The following is a 16,961-nucleotide window of genomic DNA, read 5'->3' as shown; positions in this document are numbered from 1 at the left end:
AATGCAATGGATACTTTAACGCTGTTTAAACAGGGGATGGTTTTAGTGGTCATGCTATCGGCGCCACCGTTAGTGGTCGCCGTTATTGTCGGGGTTGTCGTATCGCTTTTACAAGCCTTACTTCAAGTTCAAGACCAAACCCTTCCCTTTACAATAAAGCTGGTCGCCGTTGTGGTCACGCTGGCCATTACCGGACGCTGGCTTGGTGTGGAAATCATCCAGTTCACAACACAAATGTTCAATCTCATCGCGACAGTGGGCCGTTAAATGGTCTTCGAAGCGATAGATGTCCTCCCGGATTGGGTTCTCTCTATTTCCCTTGGTATGGCACGTTTATACCCTTGCCTGCTGCTCATTCCGCTGTTTTCTTTTAAAGAACTCAAAGGCATGCTGAGGTATGCACTGGTCGTCGTATTAGCGCTGATGGTCGCTCCTGGCATCAAAGAGGCCCTACCTCATGATCATTCATGGTTTACTCTGCTGACCTTATATCTAAAAGAAACGGCATTGGGTATGCTGTTGGGGATTATTCTCGCGATCCCATTTTGGTTGTTTGAGTCCGTTGGTGGCTTGTTCGATAACCAACGTGGCGCGCTGATGGGTGGGCAACTTAACCCTTCGCTTGGACAAGATTTTACGCCCCTTGGTTTTCTTTTCAAACAAACACTCATTGTATTGATGATCACAACAGGCAGCTTCGAGGCCATGCTTCAAGTCATCTGGGACAGCTACGTCATTTGGCCACCTACTGTTTGGTACCCAACTCCAACACCTGAAGGGTTTGAAATTTATTTGTCTCTATTGCGCGATGCCTTTACGGATCTCATTTTATACGCGGCACCCTTGGTCGCTTTGCTGCTTTTCGTTGAGTTTGGCGTGTCGGTGCTTAGTCTTTACAGTCCTCAGCTACAGGCGTTTGTACTGGCAATGCCAATAAAGTGCCTCGCAGGCTTAGGCTTTCTCATTTTCTATATCCCAACCTTGTTTTACCTGAGCGAAGAGAGAAACCAGTCTCTATTAGACTTAAAACACCTTTTAGCCTTACTTTTTGATACGCCATAAGAAGGGGCTACTATGAGTGAAAAAACGGAAAAAGCGACCCCCAAAAAAATAAAAGATTCACGTAAAAAAGGTCAAGTGGGGCAGAGCCAAGACATCCATAAGCTAATGATTTTAGGCGTTCTGTTAGAAGTCGTTTTAGGCATGGTGGATTCCGGTGTTCGAAATCTAGAAAAGCTCACTTCAATACCGCTCTCGATGATCAATCAACCGTTTCAATATGCACTTCAAGCAACCGTCGTGAATTGCCTAACCATTGCCGCGTCGATGGTCATGATGGCATTAGGAATCGCAGTATTGTTTCGGTTATTAGGAGGCTGGCTCCAGTTTGGCTTCTTAATAGCACCAGAAGCGCTCAAAATAGATTTCAACCGCTTAAATCCATTTAGCCAGTTAAAAAATATGTTTTCTGGCAAGAAGCTCTTCGAACTATTCAATAGCTTCATCAAAGCAATCACGATTGGCGTTGTGATGTATTTTATTTTGACGCCTATCTTGCCGTCATTGGGTAAATTGGCATTAACAGATTTAGATACAACATGGCGCGGAATAGCAGAACTGTTTCTAAAAGTAGAGCGTGCGTGCGTGGGAGTGCTCATTGTGATTGCTTCTATTGATTTTGGCATGCAGAAGTATTTCCATTTTAAAAGCCTAAAAATGAGTAAGGATGATGTTAAGCAGGAATATAAAAACCAAGAAGGTGACCCTCATTTAAAAGGACAACGAAAATCGGAAGCCGTGCGTTTAGCTACCGAAGAACCTTCTCCAGCTCCCTCCGCTAAGCCTGAACTTGGCGAGGCCGATACTTTAGTCGTTAATCCAACTCACTTTGCGGTGGCCTTATATTACCGCTCAGAGGAGACGCCGCTGCCTAAGATTCTAACAAAAGGACAAGATCAAGATGCACTAGATCTTATTGAACAAGCCAAAGAAAAAGGCATCCCTGTCATACGTTTTATATGGCTCGCTAGGACGCTTTATAAAGAACAGGAAGGTCACTATATCCCCAGAACAACGCTGCGTTATGTGGCAAAGATCTATCAGGTATTGGGAGAACTAGATCGGGATACGGTCAAAATGGAAGACGGTGTGTTAAGAATACCCGATTTAGAAAGCCAGTAGCCTAGAGAGGTTGTGAACAAGTCTTATGAGTACCTTCCCTAGTTCCTAACCTCCTTAATATCTACTCCATTATTCAAATATTTACCGCGGTAGCACCTTATATTGACGTGAAGAAAAAGAACGAAAACCGTTATTCATACTCGCGTATTTTCCTCCCTTCTCTCTGATGAATTTGATGTTTATAAGGCTTGTTCGTACCTTTCCTAGGGAAGGTACGAACAAGTCCACTGGCTTCAGCGTGTGGATAACGCTTCTTTATTCGAGGCAAGTGTCTGGAGACAAATGCCGCTGTCCAATATTGAGCATATTGGCAAGAAAGTTAACAAAGAATTAAAGAAAGCTTAGCCCACGCCCTTTGGGTCTTTCAGAGAAACAGCCTATCTTCGTTAAGAGTAATTGAAAGGTATTAACATTCCTACTCACTCTCGCCTTAATAGACTGTTTCTCTGATAAGACTGAAGCTCATAAGACTTATTCGTACCTTCCCTAAACCTCTTTAGGCTAAAAACTCTAAATTAGCAATGTCTACTATTAGGCATTTTTTGGAAATAGATTGTTTCTAATTACACTCTTATCTTTATAAGGGCTATCGTATATAAAAGCAAAACATGCATTATACTACATTTAAATAATCCCATGCCCTCCTACAGAAAAATATAAGATTACCCACCATGTAGGACTTTATTTACAAAGAAATAATTATAATTAAATATAGACCTAAATATATATTTATTAACCAAAATAGAACAATCAATTCCATAATGTAAAATTATCGTAAGACTTTCGTAAAGAAACTTGTAAAACAGACATTTAACTCATTCAAACCGATAAAATCCAGTTCCAAAGTTTTTCCCTATCGATTAATAAGTTTTTACTATTTAAATATCGAGTTAATATAAGTTTTTCTAAATCTAGCGGAAGCATTTAGAAAACAAGCTTCTAAATTAGAAAATTATGATATTGGACAGAGCATGGATACTTTGAATAGTTTCGAAAAAAATAATCAAAATAATAAAATAGACATAGCACACCTTCACTCTAATCAGAATGAAAAATTGAGACGCTTTATTAGTAAAAAAATATGGCATAAAGAAGATGCAGAAGAGGTTCTCCAATTCACTTATTTAGAAGCTATCCGCTGCCAACATAAGTTCATCGGCGACTCAAAACCGGAAACATGGTTGTTTGGCATTGCGGCCAATCTGACTAAAAATTATTTCAAACGTTATTACAATGCACCTGAACTCGAAGAAATGACAGAATCTCTCATAATGGACTTAGAGTCTGAGATCGAAGCAGACCCTGCCATGCTCGTTGAACATGAAAACCTCCTTACAAAAACGGTTGATGCAATGAGTCAACTACCTAGCGATACGCAATCAATCCTCGATATGGTGATAGAAAAAGACTTCAGCTATCAAGAAGCAGCCGATTCGATAGGCGTGCCAATTGGCACAATACGCTCCCGCCTTTCAAGAGCACGACAGCTGTTAAAACAATGTATTGCCTGAAAATATACTATTTATTTCAATGATTTAAGTACATAAAGCACAACATCAAATGGAACTAAGACAAGAGAGAAGTCACTTAATGAATCAGAAGACCTATTCGCTGCTTCCTTAAGTTACCGCTCTCGTTTTCAGCAACATTACATTGAGATTGAAAAGATATGACACCTAACGAACAAAAAGCACACAGCCTAATAAAACACTTCGCTCAGTTTATTAATACACCACTAGAGCTAAAAGACGGTGTGTGTGCTCTATACGATACAAAAGATCAGCAAAGTGTCGTCATCGAAGTTCCAAATGAAAGTAACTGCATCATACTGCATTGCACTTTACTACAACTGAACACCAAGGTTTCCACTGACGTATTGAAAGCACTTCTCTTACTCAACTTTGAAATAAATGCCATGCAAGGCTGCTGGCTTGCAATTGATGAAAGCGACCAAATATGCCTTTGCAATATGATGGATATAGAGAAAACAGATCAAGAACATTTTAAAAATACGCTGACCGCATTTATAGAACAGGTGAATGACGTAAGAAGCTTTATATTAGAAATATTATCTATGAATACAGTAAACCAAAGCCTACCTATTTAATTAAAAAATAATAAAGAAAACGCTAAATTAATTTTGGATAATTTAGACAACTCTAATAAATATAAAACACTACATTTTTGGAACTGTTTTTTAATTATAACCACATAATCTAACGTCATTATTTTTCGAGGTGAACGTATGTCATCAATAGAAGGTTTAAGAAATAGGCTAGATTCTCAATTTGAGCGAACTCAAGATGCCATTGATAAAATTGCGACCAATGTTGAAGGTATTTCACTGGATGATATTGCCGCATTTAACTCTGCAAGGAGGCAAAATGCTTCTGCCAGTTGGGCTTTAAACCAAGAGTTAACGGTAAAGCACAATCTGGCAAAATCCATAATAAATGAAATCAGATAAACATAAAGAAGCAGATAATTTATGACTGATTTATCGGAAATCTTATCCAACTGGTTAATATCAGGAGAAGAGGAACTGGATATTACGATTGACCAGTTCCAATGTCTCTTGAAGAAAGCGTCACTCGACGTTTATTGCCACTTGGTTCTGCCCATAAATGAGGCAGAGTTTTCTCCGATACAAACATTAGACATTGCGTCCGTCATGTTTGACGAGGGTTTTATCTCCCCAGCCATGACTCCATTCGGCAACTACGCACTGACATGCGCGATCGAACTTACTTCAGACATAAAGGTAAATACCACTCAGCTGCACAATGCCATAGAAAAAATAACGAATTTTGCAGATGCGTGGGTTTGTCTTCCTCGTCGTAAAGCGCTGCTTACCTCTTCTGACAACAAAGAACTCGCCATCCGACAGGCGTTGACCACTAACTTTCACTATGCGCGGCCTGAACGCCACGTTTAGCTAATAAATCAAAGCAGGCCACCTATGACGTACCGTCAAGCTCTTCGTTTGCTCGAAACAGATAGTCGTTCTATTCAGCGTTTAACTGGGCTTCTAAGACTACTTTTCAAAGCCTGCTTACTGTCTTTAATGTTTTGCTCCTATTCGTTTGCAGCGTTTCCACCTGAGTGGAAAAAAACGGCATTTGCATTTGAAGCAAACCAAACTTCACTGCGCAAAACACTGGCTTCTTTTTGCAATACATTTGGTGTCAGCTTGTCCATCAGCAACAAACTGTCTGGCACCGTCGATGGAAAACTCAAATCTAATTCAGCCCAAGATTTTCTAAACCGCCTTGCGATTGAACATAAGTTTCTCTGGTTCGTATACAACGGCACTTTGTATGTCAGCCCACTAAAAGAACAAACCTCAGAGCTGCTCGATGTCTCAGAGGACGCAGTACCCGATTTAAAAAATGCGCTGACTCAGATCGGCTTACTTGACGATAGATTTGGGTGGGGGGAACTTCCCGATGAAGGTACCGTTATTGTTTCGGGCCCTAAACGCTATGTTAAGTTTGTAAGATCTCTTTCGCGTAAGAAGAAAAAGGGAGACGAAAAAAAGGAAGTCATGGTCTTCCCTTTAAAATACGCACTCGCTGATGATCGATCCATAAATTATCGCAACAAGTCCATTAACATTCCCGGCGTCGCTTCAATGTTAAGTAATCTACTCGGTGGCGGCAAAAAAGCACCACTGGCGATCGATACGATGGACTTTAAGTCGCCTGCTCAAAGTATGGAGGCATTCAGCGCAATGCAAGAAAACTCGATCAGCCGTATCAATAACCGAATTGCAGATCGATATGCGACTCCCAGCGAAATCAATGCAAAACTCAGCGACAACAGTAAGGTTAACTCGACAATTAGCGCCGATACGCGAAACAACGCCATACTCATTAGAGACGATTACGAAAGAAAAGAAATGTACGAAGATCTAATCGCTCAACTCGACCAGCCTAGACATGTCATTGAAATTGACGCCATTATCTTAGACATCGACCGAGAAAAACTATCTGAGCTCGGGTTTAACTGGCAAGGGGGCTCTGGTAATACCGAAGCAAAAATTAACACTTCAGGCGCGGACCCATTTCTTAAGAGCGGCTCCTCTGCGACCGTCACCATTCAGGACTTTGATCATTTCTTTGCCCAAATTCGTGCTTTGGAAACAGACGGAGACGCATCACTCGTCGCGAACCCATCTATTCTGACAATCGAAAATCAGCCCGCAATAATCGATTTTAATAACACCGCATTCATTAAATCGACCGGTGAACGCGTCGCAAACGTGTCTGAAATTACCGCAGGGACAAGTTTACAAGTCCTACCAAGGCTAATTGACTCAGAAGCAGAACGCGTCATACAGCTTTTCTTAGACATTGAAGACGGCGATATTGAATCGAATTCCGGTGCCGATACCCCTTCAGTAAGCAAAGGCAGTATCAGTACTCAGGCAGTCATTAAAACGGAAAGGTCTCTTGTTATAGGCGGTTTTAAAGTTGAACAAAACACACAAAGAGAAAGCAAAGTTCCGCTATTGGGCGATCTACCTGGGATAGGAAAACTCTTTAGCTACACCAGCAAAGCACACTCGAAACGCGAAAGACTTTTTATCATAACCCCAAGACTGGTCGGCAATGAAAGTAACCCTCTACAATACGTTTCTAAAGGAGATCAAGAAATGCTGGCCGAAGCGTTAGAATCTCAAAAAGACAAACATGCTCGTGATTTTCTCAAGATTACTCGAGCACAAGTCGGCCGAGCCTTTGAAGAGCTGATCAATCTATACATTCCCAACGGTTTTTCACTGCAAACCTCTGCGCCATATGGTATCGAATATTACTGTAGCCCAAGTGAGCACTTCAAAATCAATACAAAGAAGCTCCAGTGGTATAACAGCGAAGATTACTCCATTTTAGTGGGAAAGATCCGCAACGAAAGCCCACATCCTAATCGATTTGACGAATCTTCCTGCTCCCATAAAGACACCATTGCCGTGTCTGTTCGCCCAGATACGATGCTCAAACCGTGGGAATCTGTCGAGGTATTACTCGCCGTCAGATTGCCAAATAAAAACAAGAAACAACGTAATTCCTTGATTTCCAGCAATCATGACATTCATCACTGAGGCTTTGTTATGCGTTATCTACTGATCTGTTTAACTCTCTTACTTCTTGCTGGCTGTAGTTCCCTATCTGGCAATCAATGCGGCATCAGCGACTGTAATCGCCCTATTTCAACACACGAAAACCTCGTCATTTGGTGGGGGACGGGGATGCGAAGTAATCTTGAAAAGGACACGACAGAATATGCTCTCGTTCCACGATAACCCCACCGTCGAAAAATGGGCACACGATCAACTGGCTGGCGATGTGTATGCGCTCACACTTGTCGGTGGTAGCCGTTTGCATTGCGATACGGCGGAAAGCACGACAATTCTAGAGTTGCATATAACAGACACCATCCACTCCGAAGCATTGATTCGAACAGTCTTGCGCAAGCGTTTTGATAACGCACAATCTTTTGCACGAGTGTCCGCACAACGGGCTAACAGCGGAAGCTGGAAGCTTGTGTGCGTTGAAGGCGAAGATGCTCACCCCGAGGTGGTTATCGGTCTGTACGATACATTGAAAAAGCTTGTTCTTGACTAATCTCCCATTCGTCCCAACTCGTGCCTGAATCACGCTATCTGGGCATGTCAACGGAACTTCCAGTTTTCAGACTCCACCCAAGATAGGCTTGAAGACCAAGTTCTCAGGTTTGCAAAGCACTCACGTAACCCAAAACAGAAAGAACAAAACGAAGGTCAATTCTCATAGGAGATTCAGAATGACAAGTATAAATTTACAAATACCACAATCGTTTAACATGGGGCAAATGGGCGGTGATAGCTTGTCTAGCCTGTCGGGACAGTCGAGCGCCGGAGCGACCAGCCCTGGAGCAGCCTCTTCTCTAGAAGGAAAAGACGAAGACTCAACCAAACTCATCCTAATCATTCTTGCTCTGATGGAAATGATGAAAGGAGAAGGAAAAGGTGAGGGAGAAGGTCAAGCGGGTGAAGGCAACGGTTCTCCCATTGCTGGTGCAAATGGAAGTGGTGCAAATGGCGGCGCTAACTCTCCTTTGGGCAACGCTGGTGGCGCTGGCACGCCAGCAAATGGTCTAAATGGCGGTAATACTAATGGCTTAGATGGTAGCAGTAATGCAAAAGGCCTCAATGGCGCTGAAGGATCCAACTCCCTAGAATCTGGAGAGGGCCTCGACTCTCTACTAAAAGAACTGTTGATGAAATTGCTAGAAGACATGATTGGTCAATCAAAAGACGGTAGCGGCCAAACGTCAGAAGGCATGGGCTCTCTTCAAGAACTGCTTAGTAAACTGATGGACAATAACAAAGACACATTCGGATCACCAAGCTCAGGCTCAGCAAGCCCAACAAGTGGCGCTACTGGCGGCGGTATGCCTTCAACAGGCGGCGCAGGCGGTGGTATGCCTTCAACAGGCGGCGCACCACTTTCTGGTGGAGCAATGCCATCCTCAGGCGCACCTGCAGCAGCACCTTCGACAGGTGAAGCAACTTCTGCAGCTGGAACGCCTTCAATTGGCGGTGATGCTTCGTCAATGGGTGGTGTAAGCGACAGTGCCGGTGCAAGCGGAGCGGCGACAACGATGTTCCCAACTGCCTCATCTAATGCTCAAGTCGTTAACGAGCCGATTGTTGTAAAAGCCGGTGAAACATTCGACGGCGCTGGTAAAACATTCACGGCGGGTAATGCATTAGGTGATGGCGGTCAATCTGAAGACCAAAAACCTCTTTTCATATTAGAAGATGGCGCGCAACTTAAGAATGTCGTGATTGGCGACAATGGCGCCGATGGCATTCACACACGTGGTGACGCTAAGTTAGAAAATGTTCACTGGACCGATGTTGGTGAAGATGCACTTACCATGAAAGGTGCGGGTAACGTAGAGATCAAGGACAGCAGTGCAAAAGGTGCAGCGGATAAGATCTTCCAATTGAACGCTCCAGGTAGCCTTACCATCGACAACTTTAAAGCCGATGATTTTGGCAAGCTAGTACGAACTAACGGTGGCCAACAAGGTGATTGGGATATCAACCTGAACAACGTTACAGCGACAAATGGAAAACACGCGTTAGTACAGAGCGACAGTACAACCGTTAATGTCAATGCCAATAATGTTGAGACCGAGAATGTGAAAGGCATGTACAAGCTGCCTGAATCCGCTTCTTTGTCAATTCAGTAATTTAAACCTCTCGCAACAACGTCCTAATTCCAGCGGTATGGCTCTGGGACGTTTTCGAGATGCAGAACACGCATTCTACGAAGGTAATCACGATGCAAATAACCTCACATATCAGTCAACTCATTCACTCACACAAAGCAGAAGGCGCCTCCTCTTCTCATGCGACTCAAAACAGTCAATTTAACGAGGATAACGTCCGAACCTTGGCTGATGCAGGCAAACATGCACCGAAACCCAATAACCTTCAACAGCGCAGCACTGCACCAAATGGCGAACCGCTTGCTAGACATTCTACTCAGGCGGATGAGCAAACTACGACGGATTCAAATAATAGAGCCCCCTCTCCCACAAAAAAGTCAAAGAAGTCTTTTTTATCAAAGCTTTCATGTGGCTTATTAATCAACATAGGGAAACAGAACAAGCAAAATAACACCCCCAATGCTCAGCCTCATCAGTCGACCTTAAACACTTCTACTAACTCGCCGATTCACCGCCCGCCAGTCAGTGCAGAAACTCAAACGACTTCATCAACAAAAAATCAAGATTCCTTTACCAATGAGCCACGCTTATCACGCCACGCACTACCAGATGCAAGACCAGCAAGTACGCTTCTTAGCATACCAGAACATGGCCGCGAGGATGGGGAAGAGGATACATTCCGCCAACTGAACCCTAAAGGAACAGATAGGATCAGAGAGCAACTGAATCAACCACTTAGCAGTCGATTCAAACTGGATAGCAATGCAGAAGGAACATCCGAAAAAACAAAGGGCGTAGCACAAGATAACACTGAGGCCAAAACACCGTCTAAGCAACGTGAGGGCAAGGCCCCATTGCATTCACCTACTCACGTTCAGGAAAGCGTCTCCACCTACCATACAGGTGAAAGTTCTGGAGTCGACAAAACGACGGCCTCTGGAGCAAAATCAAAAAGCACCCTAGCACAGTTAATGCGTTCGGATTCTACCTTTAAAAATGAAGCAGCTGCGAACAAATTACGCCACGTAGGTCTGGAATTAAACAATCAAACACTGTCCGTTGACGCAGAGACAGCGCCAGAGATCCGCTCAATTCTCAGTCAAACACTGGGACGCAAGAAGCAAAAATACGTCGCCTTAGAAACTCATCAAAATGGCCAGCAACAATTTGCGTTAGACAATAAAGGCAAGGTGTTTCAAGTTACTTCGAAAGCAGATATTGGCATTAGTGCGCTACACACATCACGCCCTGTAATCGATCCAAACTCGCCACCAGACTCCATACGCGACCACCTCGTTAATGCACGTGCAAACAACGTTGTCGATAAAAGCCACCTTGCCGAATTAACGGGCGTCTATACCGACAAAAATGACAATCATTGGCGAGTTCATGACGGCAATCTCTATAAAGCGAAATCCAATCTCACAGGGCAAACCGAGTGGAAAAAAGCAGACGAGAATATCAGCAGTCTCATTATGAGCTCTGATAACCAAGTATATGCGATCAAAGACGACCGAAAAATCATCAATGTGTCCACACAGCAGGCAAGTGCGAACATGCCTCAAGATATTATTAGCGCCGACGTAAATGCCAAAAACGAAGTCGCCTTCCTACTAAAAGCGGATCATAGAGAAAGCCAGCAAGGGTTTCTAAAAACCGACGACGGCAGTATCGTCAAGCAAGCTGACTCTCAGTACGAAGGAGAGCTTCGCATTCGACTTAAACCACAAGTCGACTCCTCTGCTGATATGACGCTCGATCTCCCTGCTCGATACGGCCCCTCTATGTCAGATAAAGCGGGTTCCAAAACAGACTTTACGTCCATTGGTTTTAGCGATGACCAGCTTTTTGCCATCGACTCAGAAAACAAAATCCTCATTGCCAAAACGCCACTCAGACAAGAGGCGGCAATTACCTTTGATGCGAACCCGCAATCGGCACTAGAGGACGCCTTTGGTACCGATATTAAATATAAGCGCTTTTCCCATTTCGAAGATGGCAACCTTGCCGTTACCATTAAAGACAAGAAGGGCCAAAACCATTTATGCGCACTCAACTCAGATGGAAAGACCTTCTCTCCCGGTTGGAACCTAAGCGACTCTCTCGTACTCGACAATACGCTCGGGCTTGAAAAAACCGTCGATGAGTCCAGTCTACAGATTCAAAACTTTAAAAAAGCAGGGCCACTCGCTCTTAACGATAAGGGAGAGCTGTTCGCAAAAGATAACCTCACGAACAAGTGGTCAAAAATTGATAAAAACGTATCGGAATTAACAAGAGGCGCAGACAATAACCCTTACGTGGTACAAAAGGGCGAAGTAAAACGCGTTCTGCTGCAAGAAGAGTCCAATAAAATTGCGCATGGTGACGATAATGTATTTGCCATGACACAACGTCGGAACAGTTACAGTCTTCAATCTGGGTTAAAGAAAGCGCCCTCCGAAGACATTCAATCGGCCGCGGTTTTGGGAAGCTACAAACACGTTACGCTGGACAAGCAAGGCGAACTGACTTTTAGAAACGTTCCTCACAGGGAAGCCAAATCACTCATTTCTGACGTTAAAGTTGAACGCGGAAATATCCCAGAAGCTGACGGAAAAGTTACATCAATCACGGTCGACAAAAGCAAAACGCTGTTTGCATTAACGGAAGGCGGCAGCTTATACAGTCTTCCAGAAGAAAAGTGGAGTAAGCTCGATGGCGGTACTTCTCCCGAATGGTCAAAAGAGTCGTTACCGGATTCTGAAACCGACTTATCAAGTGCTCAGCTTACCTTGAGCAAGAGCTTAAAACTGCAGATAAACGGTCCAAACGGAGACCAACTTATCAAGTCTGATTCACATTGGGATAAAGGCGATAATACAGCGGAAAACGCATCAGAAACGATACGAGACAAACTCTTTAATATCATCGAAAAAAGTGCAAAGAAATACAATGTCGGGAAAACAGGGGCTTCTGTAGCGACCTCTGCAGAAGTCGGTGGTTTTACTGGGCAACAAACAACTGCAATACAAACCAAATTTAAAGACCGGTTAAAAGCCCACATATTTAAGCCTGGATTAGACACGCCGCGCCCTATAAAAACCATGGCGAATTCTGTACAGCACAACTGGCAAGGCAGACAAGGCCTACAAACCACTTACCAGCAAGCAAGTGCATTGTTTAAAGAACTCGATGCGCTAAACGTGGATATAAAAACCGATCCAAATAAAACTTCTGTCACAGATAGCAAAACTCGCATTGATCAACTTAACTTGGGCGAAACGGGCAAGGGCTTTAAAAAAGACATTGAGTCATTTAGAGAAGAACTTGAAAACAGTGCATTAAGACAACTCATAGCATTGGGTAAAAGCCAAGGAATTTTGAAACAAGACAGCGTTGCAGAGGTAAACGAAAACTATAAGCCCTCAAAGCTGAAAGACTTTAAACAACAGTTTAATCCTAGCCGCTCTGGACACGATCTAACGGCAGAATTACAGACGGTCTGGAAACAATCCCCCGCCTCTGAAAATAGTAAAGTAAATGAGTTGCTTACGGCCTTTTCAGAAAAGAAACTGAACATGAGCCATCAGGCACTTGATGTGCCATTAGGAAGAAACAGAGACCAAGATGATAAGATGTCTTTGTCTAAGGCAAGGCTTGTCTTGGACACTCTCACATTGCAGAAAGTGAATGGACTCATCGACTCCGCAGAACTGATTGCAAAAGGCGACGCATCGCCAGAGCAAGTAACATCACTTAGCGAATCACTTGAGAAATTAAAAGGTGAAAAATACGCGAACAATCCGGTAAAAATGCAAACCGATAGCGGCGTCCAAAGCCACCGCCAAGCGGAAGCGAACTACGATGCATCAAAATACTTAATCAAAGCCATGAGCTCAGACGACAACGCTTTGAAAATTTTAACCAAAGCCGCCCTAAAGTCTGGTGACAATCAGGAGTTCAGCAGTGCTTTCAAAGACCTCATGTATACACTCAAACCCGAAGACAATATCGCGCTATCAAGAGGCTACAGCGGCGGTGTAAAAGCGGCCTTCTTTCCTGAACCGCTCGTCACGCCTATTTTCGATACGTTTATGTCAGCAAGCGCCAATGAGAAACGCAGCTATGATATGGAATTTGACGGTACAGAAGACGGCGTCGCCATTACCATTAAAGGGGCATTAGGGCCATCGATAAAAGCAAGCCTCGGTGTTGGACGAAACTACTTACCCGACCTTCACAAAAACGACAACCTTCCGATACCAATCAATGGTGACGATAAAAACTTTAGCCCCGACGCGCGTATTAACGCCTCGTTAACGGGTGGTTTTGACCTGTCTACACTCAATGAAGTCAAGTTTACCATCAAAGATGAGAACATTGATGCATTTGTAAATACCTTAACGAAGCGCAATGCCAAACCAGACGATTTAATCGAACTTGGAATTGATCACGTTACGACCCAAGGGTCAAAATGGACATTTAGCCTCGACGCCAGTCTAAACCTTGCTGCACGAGCACGCGTGAACTTTATCAATGAAAATCCAAATGCATCGAGCATGATTCGATTAGGTGGTGGCGTCACCGCAAACTCCAATATAATGACAAAGAGCAACGAAACCAAACACTACGCAGGAAGTGACACGCTTAAAGAACGCTCTACTTTAAAAGAAAGTACATTATCCAAACACTCGGCATCAGCGAGCATTGCGCTAACAGCCGGCACCTCAATCAATACGGGTCAGGGAGGCATACCAGTCTACAACAATTTATCAGCCTCGGTTGATGCCGTGATTGATAACAGTCTAAAAACCCGAGGAGAGATCAAAGCGAAACTGGTGCCTGCAACAAAAGACGCTGACGTCGAAAAGCAAACCAAAGCACTCGCTTCTGTATTCCCTAGTGCACAGCATAAACCTGTTTTAGAAGCCATTAAGAAAGAGAGCGACATTGGTAAGCAACTCAACTTATTAGAAGATCATTTTCTCTCGAATTCGGTCAAAGTAACGAATGATGATCAGCACAACGCCATTACGAAATTAAAAAAAGCCATTAATCAGCACGCAGCTCACGAAGCCAAAGTCCCCATGCTAGCGGGTAACAAGGTTATGCTCATACTTGGAAACAGCCACAACATAACCTCTGAAGAGCTCGGTCAAATTATTGGATCGCTTATTAAACCTTCTGTTCAACGTGATGCGGCGAAGCAAATACAAGAACTCGTCAAAAACGACCCTATCATCGAAGATATGATTACAAGTATGCAAACAAGGCCACTTTCGGGCTCTTACGTTACGCTTGAGTTAAAAGACGATATACGTGATAAAGCAGAAAAAGACTATATTAACGGCAAGTTAGATGTCGACGCGGCCAAGCAACTGTTGGAAAAGCCAGAAAATCGCAGGCTACAATCCATTTCAGTGATTGAGTCGGGCGAATATTCTGAAGGATTCAGCACCCCACTTCCCTTTGTCTCTGCCTCAAGTTCAGCGTCTATCTATATGGAAAAAATGTCTGCTGCGATCAAGTTTGAGTACGGCCGAGATCAAGATGTACCGCTTTCCTATAAACTCGCTGGAGACTTGGTCTCCGCTAAATCCGATATGAGTGAGATGATAGAAGAATTAGAAAAAGGCAGTGTTGCCATCAAAACAGGGAATGACTAGTCGCTTTATAGGTACGAGCTAAAATGTACTAGCTTAAACACTTATGAGAACGGAGAAATTTAATTAAGGATTGGCTGAACAGCGAGAACGATAATAGACGATTAAATAAACCGTCTATTATCATTTTTAGATTTACACTGATTATAGTCAGTCTAGGATGCTAAGCAGATAGCGCGACCATGCTCGTGCACTTCCACTAATTCTTTGTGAAGCGCTTTAATAGCAACCTCAAAATCCGACTCGTCTACCACAAACTGCATATCAACCTGACGCATTGATTGGTGCATTGCAATAACGTTAATCTCTTGCTCTGCGATCGCCTTCACTGCTTTAGCAAGCATGCCAGTCGTTTTCATATCGGACCCGATTGCAGAAACGATCGCTACTTTACGCTGACTAATTTCTGCATCAGAAAATTGCGACTGTAGAATCGCCATGATGCGTTTCAGATTTTTTAGGTTAACACCAAGATAATGCGTAATTGTATTTGCGTTAATGTCTTTTGCGATGATATGTGCATTCAGTTGACGCAACACTTTCATAATCGCCGTATCAAAAACATCGATGTCGCCAGTCATTTCCTGATCAAATACTTCAATCGCATACACACTGCGACAACCCGCAATGATTTCAACACAAGGCGAGTCACTGACATAGTCACCCGTAATAAGAGTACCGGTATGCTCTGGCTCGAAGGTATTCTTCACTCTCAAGGCGATCTTGTTTTGACGCAATCCTTTTGCTGCTTTAGGGTGAATGGCTTCCATCCCCAAATTCGCCAGTTGATCGGCTACGTCGTAGTTTGTGCGGCCAATTGGAACAGCATTACCCTCTCCAACTAGACGAGGGTCAGCACTACTTAAATGAAACTCTTTATGAATGATCGCTTCTTTCGCGTGCGTCAACACCGCAATGCGACTAAACGTCATTTCAGAATAGCCACGATCAAAAGTAGACATTAGGCCAGTTTCACTGTGAGCGTAACCCGTTGTAATCGGTAACTGTGTCGCAAGATCAATGTCTTCGAATGCTGAGACGATACGCTCATCCAACGACATGTGCGACGGGCTCTGCCACCCTGTTAAATCAACGTAAACAGCATTAACACCATCACGTTTAAGCAAACGAGCCATGTTCCATGCACTGTGTGCTTCACCAATACTGGCCAGCATTTCACGTACTGTCGCCAAATGCTCAGCAATCGCAAAGTGGCCATGATTACAGAGACGGTTAAGGTCTTCTAAACAGCTTTGCGCGTCTTCTAAGCGTTGACCTACGAAATGGTTGGCCTCTTCAAGAATCTCGCCTTCTCCAAATAGATTAAGGTTGATCGCTTCGAGATGACTGCGTAACGCTTGAAGAGCCGACAGCCAGTTTTCCTGCTCTCGCTCTTTGGCAAACATGGCGTAGACACCCGCATCTCCGGTTTTCTTATGCTCCAATAACTTATCGGTAATACCACCGTATGCAGAAACCACAAAAATTCGGTTATAAAAATCCGAGCTGACGGAGGGCTGGAAGATGATATTGTCTCTAACTGAACGGTAGTCACTCATTGACGTACCGCCGATTTTCTCAACTGTGTGAAGTGCCATGTTATACCTGTTGCATAGTGATTTTCGCTATTAAATCGCGGCGCATAGTGTGTCACACTGCTGTAAAAATTTTAAGCAAGAATCAACTTTTTATTCTGTTTTTTCTAGAAGTTTGTGTTTTTTAAAGCCGATTTACCCAAAAAATACTCCTTTCTATTTCCACATCTTAGTCTTGCATATTTCCGACAAAGTCATCAGAATCCGCCCCTTATTCGAGCAGGCGCACTAATTTGGCGCAAAGGCACAGAAACTGTGGGAAGTTTTGTGTTTTAAAAACGGTTCGAATTTTCGCTTAGACCATTAAAAACATCGAACTTAT

13 protein-coding genes are annotated in these 16,961 nt (G+C 43.6%); 12 read left to right on the top strand and 1 reads right to left on the bottom strand.

Annotation, left to right across the window (positions count from 1 at the left end; all coding sequences use genetic code 11):
- Positions 1-6 precede the first annotated feature (6 nt).
- The 12 genes from sctS to MARME_RS05365 all read left to right on the top strand — a co-directional run bounded on the left by sctS (position 7) and on the right by MARME_RS05365 (position 15,047).
- Positions 7-267: a type III secretion system export apparatus subunit SctS gene (gene sctS, locus MARME_RS05415; RefSeq protein ID WP_013660250.1), complete on the top strand. Its 261-nt coding sequence runs from the start codon at positions 7-9 to the stop codon at positions 265-267.
- Entirely contained in the window at positions 268-1,062 is a 795-nt protein-coding gene (sctT, locus tag MARME_RS05410; RefSeq protein WP_013660249.1) for a type III secretion system export apparatus subunit SctT, read from the top strand.
- A gap of 12 nt (positions 1,063-1,074) precedes the next feature.
- Positions 1,075-2,181, top strand: a complete 1,107-nt coding sequence (gene sctU / locus MARME_RS05405) for a type III secretion system export apparatus subunit SctU (RefSeq protein ID WP_013660248.1) — start codon at positions 1,075-1,077, stop codon at positions 2,179-2,181.
- 971 nt (positions 2,182-3,152) lie between these two features.
- A complete protein-coding gene (locus MARME_RS05400; RefSeq protein ID WP_013660247.1) occupies positions 3,153-3,692 on the top strand; it encodes an RNA polymerase sigma factor in 540 nt (179 codons plus the stop codon).
- Between the two features lie 158 nt (positions 3,693-3,850).
- Positions 3,851-4,288, top strand: a complete 438-nt coding sequence (locus tag MARME_RS05395) for a type III secretion system chaperone (protein ID WP_013660246.1) — start codon at positions 3,851-3,853, stop codon at positions 4,286-4,288.
- Between the two features lie 138 nt (positions 4,289-4,426).
- Positions 4,427-4,648 carry a type III secretion protein HrpF gene (locus MARME_RS05390; RefSeq protein ID WP_013660245.1) on the top strand — a complete coding sequence of 74 codons (222 nt, stop codon included), beginning with the start codon at positions 4,427-4,429 and terminating at the stop codon, positions 4,646-4,648.
- A 21-nt stretch (positions 4,649-4,669) separates the two neighbouring features.
- Positions 4,670-5,116 (top strand): hypothetical protein, encoded by a 447-nt coding sequence (locus MARME_RS05385; RefSeq protein ID WP_013660244.1) that lies wholly within the window; start codon positions 4,670-4,672, stop codon positions 5,114-5,116.
- Positions 5,117-5,140: 24 nt separating this feature from the next.
- Positions 5,141-7,282, top strand: coding sequence for a type III secretion system outer membrane ring subunit SctC (gene sctC / locus MARME_RS05380; RefSeq protein ID WP_013660243.1), 2,142 nt, complete (start codon positions 5,141-5,143; stop codon positions 7,280-7,282).
- A 9-nt stretch (positions 7,283-7,291) separates the two neighbouring features.
- Complete coding sequence (hrpT, locus tag MARME_RS22840; RefSeq protein WP_013660242.1) at positions 7,292-7,483, top strand: HrpT family type III secretion system protein; 192 nt, start codon at positions 7,292-7,294, stop codon at positions 7,481-7,483.
- The gene (locus MARME_RS05375; RefSeq protein WP_013660241.1) at positions 7,464-7,805 is read left to right on the top strand and encodes a hypothetical protein; all 342 of its coding nucleotides are present in this window, start codon (positions 7,464-7,466) and stop codon (positions 7,803-7,805) included. Before hrpT ends, MARME_RS05375 begins: the two co-directional genes overlap by 20 nt.
- Positions 7,806-7,983: 178 nt before the next feature.
- Complete coding sequence (locus tag MARME_RS22660) at positions 7,984-9,420, top strand: pectate lyase (protein WP_013660240.1); 1,437 nt, start codon at positions 7,984-7,986, stop codon at positions 9,418-9,420.
- Between the two features lie 92 nt (positions 9,421-9,512).
- Positions 9,513-15,047, top strand: coding sequence for an AvrE-family type 3 secretion system effector (locus MARME_RS05365; RefSeq protein ID WP_013660239.1), 5,535 nt, complete (start codon positions 9,513-9,515; stop codon positions 15,045-15,047).
- A 152-nt stretch (positions 15,048-15,199) separates the two neighbouring features.
- On the opposite strand, the gene MARME_RS05360 is transcribed toward MARME_RS05365, so the two are convergent.
- Positions 15,200-16,642: an aspartate kinase gene (locus tag MARME_RS05360; RefSeq protein ID WP_013660238.1), complete on the bottom strand. Its 1,443-nt coding sequence runs from the start codon at positions 16,640-16,642 to the stop codon at positions 15,200-15,202.
- Positions 16,643-16,961 lie beyond the last annotated feature (319 nt).

The organism is Marinomonas mediterranea MMB-1, from assembly GCF_000192865.1.
Taxonomy (GTDB): Bacteria; Pseudomonadota; Gammaproteobacteria; order Pseudomonadales; family Marinomonadaceae; genus Marinomonas; species Marinomonas mediterranea.
The sequence above is the reverse complement of the archived record's forward strand: the minus strand, read 5'-3'. Positions and strand labels throughout refer to the sequence as shown.